At 37.4% G+C, this 13,625-nt stretch carries 15 protein-coding genes; 9 read left to right on the top strand and 6 right to left on the bottom strand.

Annotated features, from left to right (window positions below; translation table 11 throughout):
- Positions 1-48: 48 nt before the first annotated feature.
- The 3 genes from LQV47_RS02235 to LQV47_RS02225 all read left to right on the top strand — a co-directional run bounded on the left by LQV47_RS02235 (position 49) and on the right by LQV47_RS02225 (position 2,502).
- A complete protein-coding gene (locus LQV47_RS02235; RefSeq protein ID WP_230033345.1) occupies positions 49-642 on the top strand; it encodes a porin family protein in 594 nt (197 codons plus the stop codon).
- Between the two features lie 79 nt (positions 643-721).
- The gene (locus LQV47_RS02230; RefSeq protein WP_230033343.1) at positions 722-1,771 is read left to right on the top strand and encodes a histidine kinase; all 1,050 of its coding nucleotides are present in this window, start codon (positions 722-724) and stop codon (positions 1,769-1,771) included.
- The gene (locus LQV47_RS02225) at positions 1,768-2,502 is read left to right on the top strand and encodes a LytTR family DNA-binding domain-containing protein (protein WP_230033341.1); all 735 of its coding nucleotides are present in this window, start codon (positions 1,768-1,770) and stop codon (positions 2,500-2,502) included. Before LQV47_RS02230 ends, LQV47_RS02225 begins: the two co-directional genes overlap by 4 nt.
- A 198-nt stretch (positions 2,503-2,700) precedes the next feature.
- Here the strand turns inward: LQV47_RS02225 and LQV47_RS02220 are convergent, their stop codons facing one another.
- Positions 2,701-3,609, bottom strand: coding sequence for a DUF6268 family outer membrane beta-barrel protein (locus tag LQV47_RS02220; RefSeq protein WP_230033339.1), 909 nt, complete (start codon positions 3,607-3,609; stop codon positions 2,701-2,703).
- Positions 3,610-3,777: 168 nt separating this feature from the next.
- Between LQV47_RS02220 and LQV47_RS02215 the strand changes: the two genes are divergently transcribed.
- Positions 3,778-5,607 carry an acyltransferase family protein gene (locus LQV47_RS02215; protein ID WP_230033337.1) on the top strand — a complete coding sequence of 610 codons (1,830 nt, stop codon included), beginning with the start codon at positions 3,778-3,780 and terminating at the stop codon, positions 5,605-5,607.
- Positions 5,608-5,619: 12 nt separating this feature from the next.
- Here LQV47_RS02215 and LQV47_RS02210 read toward each other — a convergent pair whose 3' ends face one another.
- From LQV47_RS02210 to LQV47_RS02195, 4 genes are all read right to left on the bottom strand, one after another.
- Complete coding sequence (locus tag LQV47_RS02210; protein ID WP_230033335.1) at positions 5,620-6,810, bottom strand: multidrug effflux MFS transporter; 1,191 nt, start codon at positions 6,808-6,810, stop codon at positions 5,620-5,622.
- A 167-nt stretch (positions 6,811-6,977) separates the two neighbouring features.
- Positions 6,978-7,796, bottom strand: coding sequence for a helix-turn-helix domain-containing protein (locus tag LQV47_RS02205; protein ID WP_230033333.1), 819 nt, complete (start codon positions 7,794-7,796; stop codon positions 6,978-6,980).
- 79 nt (positions 7,797-7,875) lie between these two features.
- A complete protein-coding gene (thiL, locus tag LQV47_RS02200) occupies positions 7,876-8,940 on the bottom strand; it encodes a thiamine-phosphate kinase (RefSeq protein WP_230033331.1) in 1,065 nt (354 codons plus the stop codon).
- 66 nt (positions 8,941-9,006) lie between these two features.
- A complete protein-coding gene (locus LQV47_RS02195) occupies positions 9,007-9,501 on the bottom strand; it encodes a thioesterase family protein (protein ID WP_230033329.1) in 495 nt (164 codons plus the stop codon).
- Between the two features lie 113 nt (positions 9,502-9,614).
- On the opposite strand from LQV47_RS02195, the gene LQV47_RS02190 reads away from it, so the two are divergent.
- From LQV47_RS02190 to LQV47_RS02170, 5 genes are read left to right on the top strand one after another with little or no spacing between them, the layout of a single operon-like run.
- Complete coding sequence (locus LQV47_RS02190; RefSeq protein ID WP_230033327.1) at positions 9,615-10,823, top strand: NAD(P)/FAD-dependent oxidoreductase; 1,209 nt, start codon at positions 9,615-9,617, stop codon at positions 10,821-10,823.
- Positions 10,820-11,215 (top strand): energy transducer TonB, encoded by a 396-nt coding sequence (locus LQV47_RS02185; RefSeq protein ID WP_230033325.1) that lies wholly within the window; start codon positions 10,820-10,822, stop codon positions 11,213-11,215. The genes LQV47_RS02190 and LQV47_RS02185 overlap by 4 nt, the downstream gene beginning before the upstream one ends.
- Before the next feature lie 5 nt (positions 11,216-11,220).
- Entirely contained in the window at positions 11,221-11,859 is a 639-nt protein-coding gene (locus LQV47_RS02180; protein WP_230033324.1) for a DUF2306 domain-containing protein, read from the top strand.
- Positions 11,856-12,776, top strand: a complete 921-nt coding sequence (locus LQV47_RS02175; protein ID WP_230033322.1) for a YARHG domain-containing protein — start codon at positions 11,856-11,858, stop codon at positions 12,774-12,776. The genes LQV47_RS02180 and LQV47_RS02175 overlap by 4 nt, the downstream gene beginning before the upstream one ends.
- Before the next feature lie 10 nt (positions 12,777-12,786).
- A complete protein-coding gene (locus LQV47_RS02170; RefSeq protein WP_230033320.1) occupies positions 12,787-13,215 on the top strand; it encodes a hypothetical protein in 429 nt (142 codons plus the stop codon).
- Positions 13,216-13,240: 25 nt separating this feature from the next.
- Here the strand turns inward: LQV47_RS02170 and LQV47_RS02165 are convergent, their stop codons facing one another.
- Positions 13,241-13,624: a DUF2809 domain-containing protein gene (locus tag LQV47_RS02165; RefSeq protein WP_230033318.1), complete on the bottom strand. Its 384-nt coding sequence runs from the start codon at positions 13,622-13,624 to the stop codon at positions 13,241-13,243.
- Position 13,625 lies beyond the last annotated feature (1 nt).

Raw genomic sequence — 13,625 nt, 5'->3', positions numbered from 1 at the left:
TCTTTCTGATTTGTTGTTTTGCATCAAGTTTTTAACAACAATCAATTTATGAAACATCAATTTTTAGCAATCAGCTCCCTGTTATTATGCATCACCTACTCCATAGAAACTCAGGCACAGCAGACCCCGGCTTTTCACATTGGAGTAAAGGGAGGCACAAATTTTACAAAAACCTCAACGGAATCTTCCTTGGAAGGAAAATACGGATTTGGTTATCAGGCAGGAATTATGACAAGAATGGATATTGGCCGTCTTTATGTACAAGGAGAAGCATTATTCAACAAAAGAAAAACATCTTACGAAGCAAAAAACGGAAGTTCAGCAAAACTGAGCTGGAATGCTATTGATATTCCTGTAGTAGTGGGATATAAAGTAATAAAAACAGACGACATCAACCTAAGGGTATTTGCCGGTGGAGTGTACAGTTATGCTTTTAATAATAAAATATCAACTTCACAAGCTCTTCAGGAGGGTTTTAAAAAGTTTGACAAATCCAATATAGGGCTTACGGGAGGTGTAGGTGTAGATTATAAGAATTTCACCGTAGACCTTAGGTATGAAACAGGACTTTCAAGCATCAGCAAAGATTTTAAATCCAAACCCCACAGTTTCAGCTTAGGAATAGGCTATTTCTTATTTTAAAAAACTTAAATTATCTTTACCATTAGAAACTGCTACTCTGCAGTTTCTATTTTTTTATAACTTTACTTTACATCTTCTCATGACAAAACCTTTTATTGTTAAAGAATATATTTTCACTTTTATTTTCTGGCTTGTTTTTGCGATTGTATTATGGTGTAATTTCCAGATTGCTACAGAAACATACCTGGCTGTGATTCAATCGGTAATCATTACCATCTGTTCTTTTATGTTCACTCATTTTTTGACTGCCAAACTCCTTCCCAAGGCTTTACATTTAAAAAAAATGAGGAGATTTCTGATACAGGCGGCTATAGTTATTCTTCTTTTAAGTATCATTTATTCTGTCATATTCACTTACCTGGAAGTTGCTCCCAAAACAGATCTTCCGCCCACTTTTAAGGGACATCTCCCTATTTTATGGCAAGGATTTTATATGGCGCTTCCCGCTTCTTTTCTGATTAACGGATCAGCCTGTGGCATTAAATTTTATAAGGAACACGGAAGAATAGAGCGGGATCATATTCTTCTTCAGCAGGCTCACCTGGAAAATCAGCTCAAGCTGCTGCAGGATCAGATCAATCCGCATGTGGTATTCAATATCCTGAACCACATTCATATTCTGATGAAAACAGATATCCAGCTTGCTGATTTCTTACTGATGAAGTTTTCAGATATTTTAAGGTATCAGCTCTATCACTGTAATCAAAACCTGGTGCCTCTGGATAAAGAGATTGAATATTTGCAAAACCTGGTTGAAGTGGAGAAATTAAGATGGGGAAATGAACTGGAGGTTGATGCCCATTGGAAAATTGACCATAAAAAAGCTTCTATTGCTCCTCTGCTATTGGTATCCTTTATTGAAAACGCCTTTAAATATGTTTGCCGACTTCCCGGACAAATTGGATATATCAGAATTTCATGTCAAGAAGAAAATAACAGCCTTTTATTATATGTAGAAAACTCGTATTCTGACAGGGTGATGTATAAAAAGAAGAAAGGAACCGGCGGAATTGGTATTCAAAATGTAAAAAAGCGTTTAAAATTACAATATCCGGACTCTCATGATTTAAAAATTGAATCTGACGGCCATGTTTATAAAGTCACTTTAACCTTACAATTATCTGAATGAGCAATAATATACCTAAAATGAAATGTCTGATCATAGATGATGAACCGTTAGCCAGATTCCATCTTAAAGCACTGGCAGACCAGATAGATTTTTTATCCGTTGAAGGCACTTGTGCAACTGCATTAGAGGCAGATTCCAAAGTAAAGGAGAGTGAAATAGATCTTCTTTTTCTGGATATCAATATGCCCTATTTAAGTGGTCTTGAATTTTTGGAACAGCTCGAAAACCCACCGTTATGCATCCTTACAACTGCGTATTCCGAATATGCACTGGAAGGATTCCGGCTGCAGGTAGCCGATTATCTTTTAAAACCTATTGCTTTTAACCGTTTTTATCAGGCCGTCAATAAAGCCCAGCAACAGTTTATCATCAGTGAGAAACTGAAAAAAAACACGCCTTTGGATGATCCCTTTCTGTATGTAAGGCAGTCTGATTCTTTTATCAAAGTTTCCTGGGTGGATATTCTATATGTTGAAAGTATGCAGAATTACACCAAACTTCATTTTAAAGATAAGTCTCTGATCATTCATCAGACCATGAAAGCTATTGAAGAATCTTTACCTTCCGAACATTTTTTCAGAATCCATAAATCGTTTCTGATTAATATTACCCATATTGACATGATTTCCGGAGGCCGTCTGTTTATCAATAAAATAGAGCTTCCTATTTCCCGTACCCGAAAAGAGGAACTGCTCAATCAGGTGGTATATAAGAAGCTTATCAGCAAATAAAAGGAAAAGCTGTTTTATTGACATTTACCCTGAATTTGGGCTAAAAATTATGAGTAAACAGTGGAATACGGAGAGTATGTGCTGGAAGTATATCGTTCATGAAGCTTCTGTTGTTTATCGTAAAAAATCACGAAGCATAAGTAAAAGAAATAATAATAGGGACCCATTTCTGTCCCTATTATCTTCTTGTTTCATCCTTTATGGTAAATTCCAGCGTAAGGCAAGAGCCACGTAAAATGTGCTTGCAAATTTGGGATCAGCTATCTTTTTCTCCCTGAAGATGCTTTTGATTTTCCTGTCACTTTCGCTAAAACTTCTCAATAAGGCTGTTCCTCCTGTAAGATGAAGGCTCAGTTTATCATTAAGCTTTATTTCAGGTCTTATTCCTGCCGTGATCTGCTGATAGCCGAGCAAGGTAGATTTTCCATCCTTATTCCTTTCTACAGACATCCCGCTGAGGTTTACCACTGCTTTTAATGCAAATTTATCGGTAAACTGATAGCCGGCTTCCATTCCTTCCGGGAAATTGATATTGAACTTAATTTTCCCATTGGTCTTCCAATCGAAGTAAATCCATGGCATAATCATAGGAACTCCAAATGCTGTGGTAAGTACAGGGCCGCCACCAAGTGCCAGGTTAGGATTAAAATGCCTGATAAAAAGAATTCCACCCTGCCCCAGTACATCATCAAAACTGATGTTTTCCATATCGGTATATACGCCTACTGATGCGGTCATCATCATGCTCCACTTCCTTCCTAATGGTCTCAAGTGCTGTATTCCAATCTGGGCATTCAGCATCTGATTGGGAAATAGCTGATTTTCATAATTTTTGTGGGTCATCTTTGCATAGGATCCACCGAGGAGCATAGACCAGGCTTTTACTTTACCATTGCTGTCTTTTTTTACAGATAATGGGATACTTAGATTCAGGTCTACTCTTTTAAAATCACTTTTAGAATTTGTTTTTAAGCTGTCTTCCGGACGGATATAACTGGAGGAAGCAATATACTCTGTTTTAAGCTCACCGGATATTCCGGATTGGGCATTGATCCAGTATCCTAATGGCAATACACAGCAGAAAACCGTCAAAAGGTTTCTCTTCATAATTTAAATTTTACGCAAAGAGAGCCCTTTGGCTGTTCTTCACAAAAATTACTTGATTAAGTGCCGGGATAGTATGACGACAGGATCAAATAGCAGGATTAAGAAAACAGCAAACCTTTGAAATGAAGTCTTTATATTCTGTTATATTTGTCTTTATAAAAACATCTGATGCAGTTTAGAAATGATATACAGGGTATAAGAGCCCTGGCCTTCTTTTTAGTCTTTATTTTTCATATAAACCACACCTGGCTGCAGGGTGGTTTTATTGGAGTAGATGTTTTTTTTGTCATATCAGGATACCTAATGACCTCCATCATTATTGATCAAAAGAATAAAGATACTTTCAGCTTTTATGATTTTTACTGGAAGCGTCTGAAAAGAATTTTTCCTGCTTATCTTTTTCTTATTATTGCAGCTACATTTGCAGGGTCTTTTATTTATCTGGCAAGGGATATCTGGACACTTCAAAAATCTGCTGGGGCTTCCGTGGTCTTTCTTTCCAACCTGTTATTTTCCCGTGGAGACTCTTATTTCGGGGCAGCATTGAATGAAAATCCTTTTCTTCATACCTGGTCTCTGGCTATTGAGATGCAGTTTTATCTGTTACTTCCTTTGCTTCTTATTTGGGTTAAAAGAAAATATTTATCTGCAGCCATAGTATTACTCATTATTGTTCTTACAGCCTATACAAGCATTTCAATGTATATGGAAAACAGCAATACCTCAACTTATTTTTCATTAGTATCCAGAATTCCGGAGTTCCTGATCGGAAGTTTTTACAGCCTTAGTTTTAAAAACAAAATTAATTTCAGCAGATTGGGCAATACGATCTTCGCTTCGCTGAACCTGTTGGTATTGATATTATCAGCTGTTTTTATCAGTAAAGATTCTTTTTTCCCGGGAGTAATTGCTTTAATTCCGACGATAGCCACAGCAAACTTATTGGTGACCGGCAACAATTTTATTTCTGATTTTTTTGCAAAGAAAATCCCCGTTTATTTGGGAGAGCTCTCTTATTCACTTTATTTATGGCACTGGCCTATCATCTCATTTATAAGATATTACCATGATGAATATTTTTTAAGCCCCGGTGAAGTTATTTTTACGTGTATTCTAACCTTTGCCTCAGCATGGTTTTCCTATCGGTTTATTGAGAATTTCTTTAGAAAAAAGAATAATACGACCCTCATCCGGTACTCTATTTCAGGAGGGATCCTCTTGATTTTTATGGCTTTTTTAGTTCCGAAAGCAACTGCTGTTTATCAAATTCCGGAAGTATATACTTCGCCCACATTCGGCATGCTTTCCCATAATGAGAAAAATATTGAAATTTTTGGAAATAAAACTTCAAAAAACAATCACATTTTACTTATCGGCGACAGCCATGCACTTACTATTAAACCTTTTTTAGACTATATAGGAAAGCGAAATAATTTTTCTTTTTCCACGGTGACTACTGATGGAGTTCTTGCTTTAAAAGGAGTAAAGAGAGAGGATTACACCAGCAATGAAGTGAAGTTTTATGATGCTGCCCAGCAGCTTGTGGATTTTACCCAGCAGAATATCCAAAAAAACAGGATTATCCTGATTAACAGTTCTTCCTTTATAGAACCCATGTCCGCTTATGAATCTCTGGAAAAACTTGCGGGATCATTACGGCCGGATCAAAAGCTGGTTGTATTCAATACTTTTCCGTCTATTAACCGGGATCCTGTAAAAGTAAACCGGGATTACATCAAAAGAACTTCAGCCTCATTTAAAATCATCGGTAAAGAAAAAAATAAGCTGGCATTGGAAAAGCTTGCTGCCACGTATAAGAATGTCTATTTCTATGACTTGTCTAAAGGGGAGATATTTAAAAGCGTGCCCTTTTACAAGGATACGCTGATGTATTATAATGACTCCCACCTTAATACTTATGGTGCCATTTCTCTGGGTAAAGAGAAGGAAAAAGATTTTATGTCTTTCTTTACCCCTATCATGGCAGAGAAAAAATAATTGCTGTATTTTTTAAACAGCACTTTTCTGGGTTTTAAAAATACGATAGCCGAACCAAACAGCAATCACCGCGATTCCTGTACGAGCAACCACCATCGGCATAATGGAATCTGCCTCTAAGAAACCTACCAATGCTGACATTAAAAAGGTAACCATCAGCTGCATAAATCCAAGTAAAGCCGCAGCTGTACCCCGTCCCTCTTTAAATGGAGATAAAGCATATGCTGAAGTAAGAGGAAATAAAATTCCTATAGCCAGTAATGAAACATACAGCATCGCAATTTCCAACCCAACAGAAAGGTTTCCGGCAGCAATCAGGATATGAAGCACACAGGTACACAACAACACAAGTGTAGCGATCAATAAAAGCTTTGCATTGCTTATTCTTTTAATCAACTTTGGAGTAATGTAGGCGGCAGTAATCAGCGCTAATGAATTAAAAGCAAATATGAAGCTGAAAACACCGCTGGAAAATCCATGGATCTTCATAAACAGGAATGGTGCGTTAGAAATGTAAATAATAAGCGAAGCAAAGGCTACACTCCCGATCATGGTACTGTTGATGAAATCTTTATTGGTGATGATCATTTTCAGTTGATCCTTCAACCCTTTTTCATTCTCAATCTGATCCGGAAGGTTGATTTTAGCATTGGTTTCAGGAACATACTGATACACCATAAAGAGGGTAATGATTCCCATAATAACTAAAAAAGCAAATGAGCTGTTCCATCCCCAGAACTTAAGAAATACACTCCCCAGTAATGGAGCTACAATGGGAGCAATACCACTGATCTGGGACTGTTGGGAGAAAATAGTAACGGATTTCTGCTTATCATAAAGGTCAATAACTATTGCACGTCCAATAACAATGCCCGCACTTCCTCCAAAGGCCTGCAGAAAACGCATTGCCCATAAAACATAAATATCTGATGTGAAAAATATAGCTGTTGCGCCTACAATAAAAAGTAAAAGGCCACAATACAGCATGGGTTTACGTCCCTTTTTATCAGACAAAGGTCCCCATAATAACTGGCCAAAGGCAAATCCGGCAAAGAAAACAGAAATTGAGATCTGTATATGCCCGATATCCGTGTTAAAAATTTGGGCCATACTTGGGAAAGCAGGAAGATAAAGATCTATACTCAGTGACTCCAGGGTGTTCAGTAGCGCCAGGATAAACACTACAATATTCAAATTCTTCATAAATAGTATAAGCCTTCACAGGCGTTTTTTCTGGCTGCAAAGTTGCTTTAAAAAGTAGAAACACCCAAGACAGGAACTGAAGAAAGACCAGCACAAACTGAGGGTTATTTTTAACGCGCTGTGTTTTAGAGCTATTTTTAAGCAATTAAAAAGTAACATTCTGAAGATTAGACTTTTCCGGACCTGAAGCTATCAGGATTATCACCCGTATGCTTTTTAAAAAATCGTGAGAAATAGGAAGCATCACTGAATCCCAGCTTAAACGCAATTTCTTTAACCGTTAAAGCTCCGAAACTCAATTCTCTTTTTGCTTCCAGAAGAAGCCGCTGGGCAACCATTTTCTTGATCGTAGTTGCTCTCGATAACCGTACAATATCATTAAGGTGATGGGAACTGATTTTTATTTTATCTGCATAGAAAGCGGTATCCCTGTGAACGGTATAATGCTCTTCTATCAGATTGATAAGTTTTTGGATCCGCTGTCTGTCTTTCATTAAAGGATCCTGTAAATTGATCTGGTCTGCAATGATAATGCAGAATGCTTTCAAATACGTTTTAAGCAGTTCAATTCGTGAAGCTCTTTTATACTCCTGTTCCATAAGTGATATAATGGCATTACAGGCCTTTTCGTTCTGAATATCTAAAGAAAAAGGAGCCGTTCCCCCAGTCAGTATAGATTCTATAGCGCAGGCTTCTTTAAATATTTCTCTTGTCACCGCAAGAACGTATCCTTTTTCACCTTGCAACTTCATATTAAACACCTGCCCCGGAGCAATAATACAGATCTGTCCGTTACAAAGAAGGTGGCTTTCAAAGTCCAATTCCAGACGGCTGTTTTCCGGAACCTTATTAAACCATATGATTTCAAAAAAATTATGCCGGTGGATATCATTAAAATTTTCAGGATGTCCTGTCTGCAGGGTACTCAGCTGAAATTCTTCAGAAGTCAGATGATGAACGGGGATATTTTTTTCTGATGAGTTCATAGCAAAAACAATGAGTATATAAACGGAAACCACAGCGAAAAAGCTGCGGTCTCCTACAATATTTACAATTAAATAAATTTTATCCGTTCTGCTGGCTGCCTAAAAAAGCATCCCAGCCCTGAGCTGTAAGGGCCACCAATTGGTTGGATCCTCTTGCTACCATAAAGTTTCCGTCTTCTTTTTCCACAGCATGTCCTATAATCGTAAAATCCGGATGATTTTTGATTTTATCAAAGTCATTAGGAGAAATTGTAAACAGCAATTCATAATCTTCACCTCCGCTTAATGCCGTCATTACAGGGTTTAAATTCATTTCATCAGCCGTAGTAATGGTAAGATTATCCATAGGTACTTTTTCTTCATAGAGTCTGAATCCTACTTTTGACTGATCTGAAAGATGCAGGATCTCAGAAGCCAGACCGTCTGAAATATCAATCATGGAAGTTGGTTTAATATCCAGTTGTTCCAAAATAGCTTTCACATCTGTTCTTGCTTCAGGTTTAAGCTGTCTTTCTAGGATATAATCATAGCCTTCCATCTCCGGCTGCATATTAGGATCAGCAAGAAAAACAGCATGTTCTCTTTCCAGAATCTGTAACCCCATATAAGCACCTCCTAAATCACCTGTCACCACAAGAAGGTCATTCGGTTTTGCACCACTTCTTTTGACAATATTCTCTCCATTTTCGATCCCTACAGCAGTAATACTCATGACCAGCCCTGAGTTGGAGCTCGTGGTATCGCCTCCAATCAAATCGACTTTATATCTTGCACAAGCTGCCTGAATTCCAGCATAAATTTCTTCCAGAGCCTCCACCGGAAAACGGTTGGAAACAGCAAGGGATACAAGAATCTGAGTAGGAACAGCGTTCATAGCTGCAATATCGCTCAGGTTTACCACAACGGCTTTATATCCTAAGTGCTTTAATGGAACATATCCCAAATTAAAATGCACTCCTTCCGCCAGAACGTCTGTTGTAAGAACTACTTTTTTATTTTCAGGATTAATAACTGCCGCATCATCTCCTACCCCAAGTTCCGAAGATTCATTGGATAGTGGAAAATACTCTGTCAGATGTTTAATAAGACCAAACTCGCCTAATTTTGAAATGGGAGTCAGCTCCTGTGATTTATCTTCAAACATAAAATTTCTTTTTTGTACCAAGTTCAATGAAGTCATATTTTAACGACATTAAACGCTGAACTTTGATTATTGATTAAATTCCGCCGGATCAATATTATGTGGGTGAAAAGGGAATTTTTTGAAATCCTCTTTTGACAGCACTACTGTTTCCGGGGTTTTATATTTATTCATGGCCTCCATCACGTCATCCGGTGGAGTGGTCATTTTTCTCAGCATCATATCAATCCATACCCCTGTTGCTTCAGAGGTTGCACAATGGGCACCATCGGGAGTATAGAATTTATGTACAAAGCGGTAAATAGAGGAATCCTCTGAACATCCATCTATTTCCAGACTTACGATAACCGTCTGATCTGCATAGATTTCTTTAAAAAAAGAATATCTTTCGTGCAGGATCACCGGGCCTATTCCCCATCTGCTCAGTTGGGTAACTCCCATTTTCTCTTTGGTCATAAAGGCCATTCTGGCCTGAGCACAGTATTGTACGTATGATGAGTTGGCTAAATGCTTGTTGGCATCAAGATCACTCCATCGTACTTCGAATTTATGGTAAAATATCATTTGAAAATCGTTTTTAAGATCATAAAATTATATTCTCCAAAAATACTCAAATAAGATGGTTTATAAAAATTGTACTTTTGGAAAAATAATCTTCAGCATAGGATTGCATATACATGAAACAGATCATTATTATCGGAGGCGGTGCCGCAGGCTTTTTCTGTGCATCGAACCTTGACGAAAAGAAATATAATATTACCATTCTTGAACAGAACTCGGATGTCCTTCAGAAAGTGAAAATATCCGGAGGCGGACGCTGTAATGTGACTCATGCCTGTTTTGATCCGAGAGAGCTGGTACAGTTTTATCCCCGTGGAAATAAAGAATTATTAAGCGTTTTTACCAAATTTCAGCCGGGTGATACCATGGAATGGTTCGAGCAGCGTAACGTTCCCCTGAAAATTGAAAACGACAACAGAACTTTTCCTGAAAGCAATTCTTCGCAGACCATTATCAATACTTTTTTGAACGAAACCCAAAAGAAAAATGTCTCTGTGAAGACAAAATGTGTGGTAAAAGAGATTGAGAAGACAGAGGAAAAGTATATTGTAAAAACCAGTTCAGGAGATTTTGAAGCAGATTATATTGTTTATGCTACCGGAAGCTCTCCAAAATCATTAAAGATCATTGAAAATCTGGGTCATAAAATTGTTGATCTTGTTCCATCCCTTTTTACATTCAATAGTAAAGATGAGCTTTTACAGGATATTCCCGGGACCAGTTTTGAAAATGCAGAGATTTCGATTCCTGCATTAAAAACAGAGGAAAGCGGACCTCTCCTTATTACACATTGGGGCCTTTCGGGACCTGCCGTTTTAAAAATTTCTGCGTGGGAAGCCATAAGTCTGGCCAAATCAAAGTATCATTTTGAGATCGAAGTGAATTTTATTTCAAGATCTATGGATGAAGCGGAAGAAAGTTTCCAGAATTTTAAACAATCCAATCCGAAAAAGACGATTGGGCAGGCAAAGATCTTTGAAGTTACCAACAGGTTCTGGCAAAAAGTACTGGATGTTTCAAAAGTTGATCTTAATAAACAAGTCTCTAATATTTCTGGAAAAGAAATGCAGAAAATCCTTGAAAACCTTTGCAAAAAAAAGCTGAAGGTTACAGGAAAATCTACGTTTAAAGATGAGTTCGTGACCGCAGGAGGTGTTGATTTAAAGGAAATTAACTTTAAAAATATGTCCTCAAAAATCCTTCCCAATTTTTATATTGCCGGAGAGGTTCTCAATATAGATGCGGTTACCGGAGGTTTTAATTTTCAGGCATGCTGGAGTGAAAGCTGGCTGATCGCACAGGACTTAAATACCTTAGAATTATGAAAAAGTTATCAATATTAGTTGTATTGCTGGCATTTGGTTTATGTTTTTCTCAAATACAGCACGAACAGACTTCTACAAAAACTTACACCAACAAAGCAGATACGCAACCTGAATTTCCCGGAGGGATCGCCTCGTTCAGAAGTCTTGTTATGAATAAATTGAATTTTAAAGCTTTATCATCACTAACCGGAACAGTAAAGTCAGAAGCTATATTTTTAATTGATTCCAAAGGAGAGATCAGCTCTGTGAACGCAACTGGAGATCATGAAGGTCTTAATAAAGAAGTGGTACGGGCCATCAGTACTATCAGCAGAAAGTGGAAACCTGCCACTTATAAGAATAAACCGGTTGAGTATTGGTATACCACACAAGTATCAGTAAGCCTTGATTAAAAAATATGCTTTCTGCCAAAAAAAACAGTTCAAAACTCTTCAAGATCCTTTTGATTTTAGGATTCGGATATTTCTTTTGGCTGATGCTGAAAATCACTCTTGAATATATTCCTTTCAATCCAAATGTAAGCTTTCTGATGATCAAACAGACGGAAGTTCAGGACAGACCGGAATATCTCGTTTTTTTCTACATCCACGTGTATACCAGTATTTTTTTACTGTTTACCGGATTTTTGGCTATTCTCAGAAAGGATTTCGGAATAAGAAACTTTCACAGGAATATTGGAAAAGTCTATATTTTTTTAATCCTGATTCTGGCTGCACCCTCTGGAATCTACATGGGATTTTTTGCCAACGGAGGCTACCTTTCCAAAATCTCTTTCGTTATTTTAGGGAGTCTTTGGTGGGTTTCTACGTATAAAGCCTATCAGTTTGCAAAACAGAAAAAGTTTAAAGAACATAAGCAATGGATGTGGCGGAGTTTTGCCCTTACTTTATCTGCGATTACCCTACGAATGTGGAAAGTTATTATTGTATATTTATTCCATCCCAATCCTATGGATGTCTATCAGATCATTGCATGGCTGGGCTGGATTCCCAATATCCTTTTGATTGAATATTTAATTACCAAAAAACAGATATGAAAATTTTAAATTACACCCTTACCGCTTTATTGGCAGTTTCTTTAATGAACTGTAAAAAGGACGGAAAAACCAGTGAATCAGGAAAAGATTCTCTAACTGCAAAAAAAGATTCTGTGGTAATCCCGGAGATCTATAAAGAATACTATGGAATTTATACCGGTGAATTTGCCGGCATGGAGAAAATGATTGACGAGTCGGATGGTTCCGAGTACGAAGGAGGATCTTATAAGAGGATTTCTTTAAAAATCAACAAGATAACAAAGGATAGTGTCTATGGGCAAAGCATTGTAAGTGGAAACCAACGTCCTTTCAGAGGGGTCTTTAATGAAGCTTCAAAATTATTTGTCCTGGATGAGCCGGGAAATGATAAGACTGATGGCCGGTTTGAAGTAAAGCTCAATGGCGACAGCTTAACCGGAAAATGGAACGCTTTCAATAAAACAGCCGTAAAAGCACCTGTTAAAACCCTGAAATTAGCAAAAAAAGAATTTGTTTATAACCCGAATTTCATGCTGGATAAAGATTCCAATCTGGTAGACTGGTCTAATCCGAAAGACTTTGTAGAAAAGTACACCGATGAGGAAACCGGAAAAACAGAAAGCTATAAAACCTCTAAAAACAGGGTGGCCTCTGAAGCCATATTCAGGCTTAATGCTTCCAAGCAGAAACTAACAGAAAAGGATCTTAAAAACTTAAGAAAACTGGATCTTGAGATCATCAAAAATTCTGTATTTGCCAGACACGGTTATTCTTTCAAAAAGGAAACCTATAGAAACTTCTTTGAACAAACAGACTGGTATATCCCTGTTTCCAGTAATGTAGATAACGAACTTTCTCCCATGGAAAAAGAAAATGTTGCCTTATTAAACCGCTTTACCAAGTATGCTGAAGATAAATATGACAGTTTTGGAAGATAAAAGTAAACTCATGAAAAAATATCTGCTTTTATCACTTGTGTTTTTAGGTTTATTTTCTGCCGAGGCACAACAGGACCTACTTACTAGCACACGTCCAAAGGCGAATTCTGTTTCTTCTCCCCATGCTCAGTCAAAAGATAAAAATCCTGAGTTTCCAGGCGGATTACAAGCTTTTCGAAAGGAATTTGTAAGCAACTTTCAAACACAGACTTTACTTGCATCGGGGATTAAAGAAGCTTCCGCTACGGCAATGTTTGTTGTAGAAAAGGATGGCAGCATGTCTGATATAAAAATAGAAGCTTACAAAAATGAAATCATAAGGGATGAGTTCCTAAAAGCGCTCAAAAAAATCAATACAAAATGGATTGCCGGTGAAAAAGACGGTGAAAAAGTGAGGATCAGAATGAGACAGCCCCTGATTTTTAAGACTGTAAAATAAATGCATCAATCTCAATAGAAAGCCTTCAGTTTTTTGAGGGCTTTATTTGTACAAGGACATATAGAAACAGACAGCCTACGGCGTAGCACAAAATGTCAATCCATGAGAAAGAATTTCCGATCACAATATACATCAGGCTTCCGGGTTTGAAACCCAGTTTTTCTGCAATATTGAAATATTGGGCAAATTCTATCACAAAGGAAAACGCCAGGATGCCGAGAATAAGCTTCCGGTCATTGCTTACCTTTATAAAACTCTTTACGAGGGTATAAAGAAGTATTACTACAATAACATCACCGAGATAGGCCCTAATAAAAAAGACATTCTTCAGTTCGGTAGCAATTACTACTTCTGTCAGGAAAATAAAAATACTAAGAAACAGATATTTCAGGTTCAATTTAAATTTCATA

It is taken from the genome of Chryseobacterium sp. Bi04, assembly GCF_918698085.1.
Lineage (GTDB): Bacteria > Bacteroidota > Bacteroidia > Flavobacteriales > Weeksellaceae > Chryseobacterium.
Note: the sequence above shows the minus strand (reverse complement) of the source record. Positions and strands in the feature narration are given on the sequence as shown.

What these genes read in the sequence shown, in the direction of transcription:
- thiL (WP_230033331.1), bottom strand. Translation starts at nt 8,940, where the DNA reads ATGTTTGAAGATAAATCACAGGAGCTGACTCCCATTTCAAAATTAGGC.
- LQV47_RS02170 (WP_230033320.1), top strand. Translation starts at nt 12,787, where the DNA reads ATGAAAAAATATCTGCTTTTATCACTTGTGTTTTTAGGTTTATTTTCT.
- LQV47_RS02225 (WP_230033341.1), top strand. Translation starts at nt 1,768, where the DNA reads ATGAGCAATAATATACCTAAAATGAAATGTCTGATCATAGATGATGAA.
- LQV47_RS02190 (WP_230033327.1), top strand. Translation starts at nt 9,615, where the DNA reads ATGAAACAGATCATTATTATCGGAGGCGGTGCCGCAGGCTTTTTCTGT.
- LQV47_RS02175 (WP_230033322.1), top strand. Translation starts at nt 11,856, where the DNA reads ATGAAAATTTTAAATTACACCCTTACCGCTTTATTGGCAGTTTCTTTA.
- LQV47_RS02205 (WP_230033333.1), bottom strand. Translation starts at nt 7,796, where the DNA reads ATGAACTCATCAGAAAAAAATATCCCCGTTCATCATCTGACTTCTGAA.
- LQV47_RS02210 (WP_230033335.1), bottom strand. Translation starts at nt 6,810, where the DNA reads ATGAAGAATTTGAATATTGTAGTGTTTATCCTGGCGCTACTGAACACC.
- LQV47_RS02185 (WP_230033325.1), top strand. Translation starts at nt 10,820, where the DNA reads ATGAAAAAGTTATCAATATTAGTTGTATTGCTGGCATTTGGTTTATGT.
- LQV47_RS02195 (WP_230033329.1), bottom strand. Translation starts at nt 9,501, where the DNA reads ATGATATTTTACCATAAATTCGAAGTACGATGGAGTGATCTTGATGCC.
- LQV47_RS02235 (WP_230033345.1), top strand. Translation starts at nt 49, where the DNA reads ATGAAACATCAATTTTTAGCAATCAGCTCCCTGTTATTATGCATCACC.
- LQV47_RS02230 (WP_230033343.1), top strand. Translation starts at nt 722, where the DNA reads ATGACAAAACCTTTTATTGTTAAAGAATATATTTTCACTTTTATTTTC.
- LQV47_RS02220 (WP_230033339.1), bottom strand. Translation starts at nt 3,609, where the DNA reads ATGAAGAGAAACCTTTTGACGGTTTTCTGCTGTGTATTGCCATTAGGA.
- LQV47_RS02165 (WP_230033318.1), bottom strand. Translation starts at nt 13,624, where the DNA reads ATGAAATTTAAATTGAACCTGAAATATCTGTTTCTTAGTATTTTTATT.
- LQV47_RS02180 (WP_230033324.1), top strand. Translation starts at nt 11,221, where the DNA reads ATGCTTTCTGCCAAAAAAAACAGTTCAAAACTCTTCAAGATCCTTTTG.
- LQV47_RS02215 (WP_230033337.1), top strand. Translation starts at nt 3,778, where the DNA reads ATGCAGTTTAGAAATGATATACAGGGTATAAGAGCCCTGGCCTTCTTT.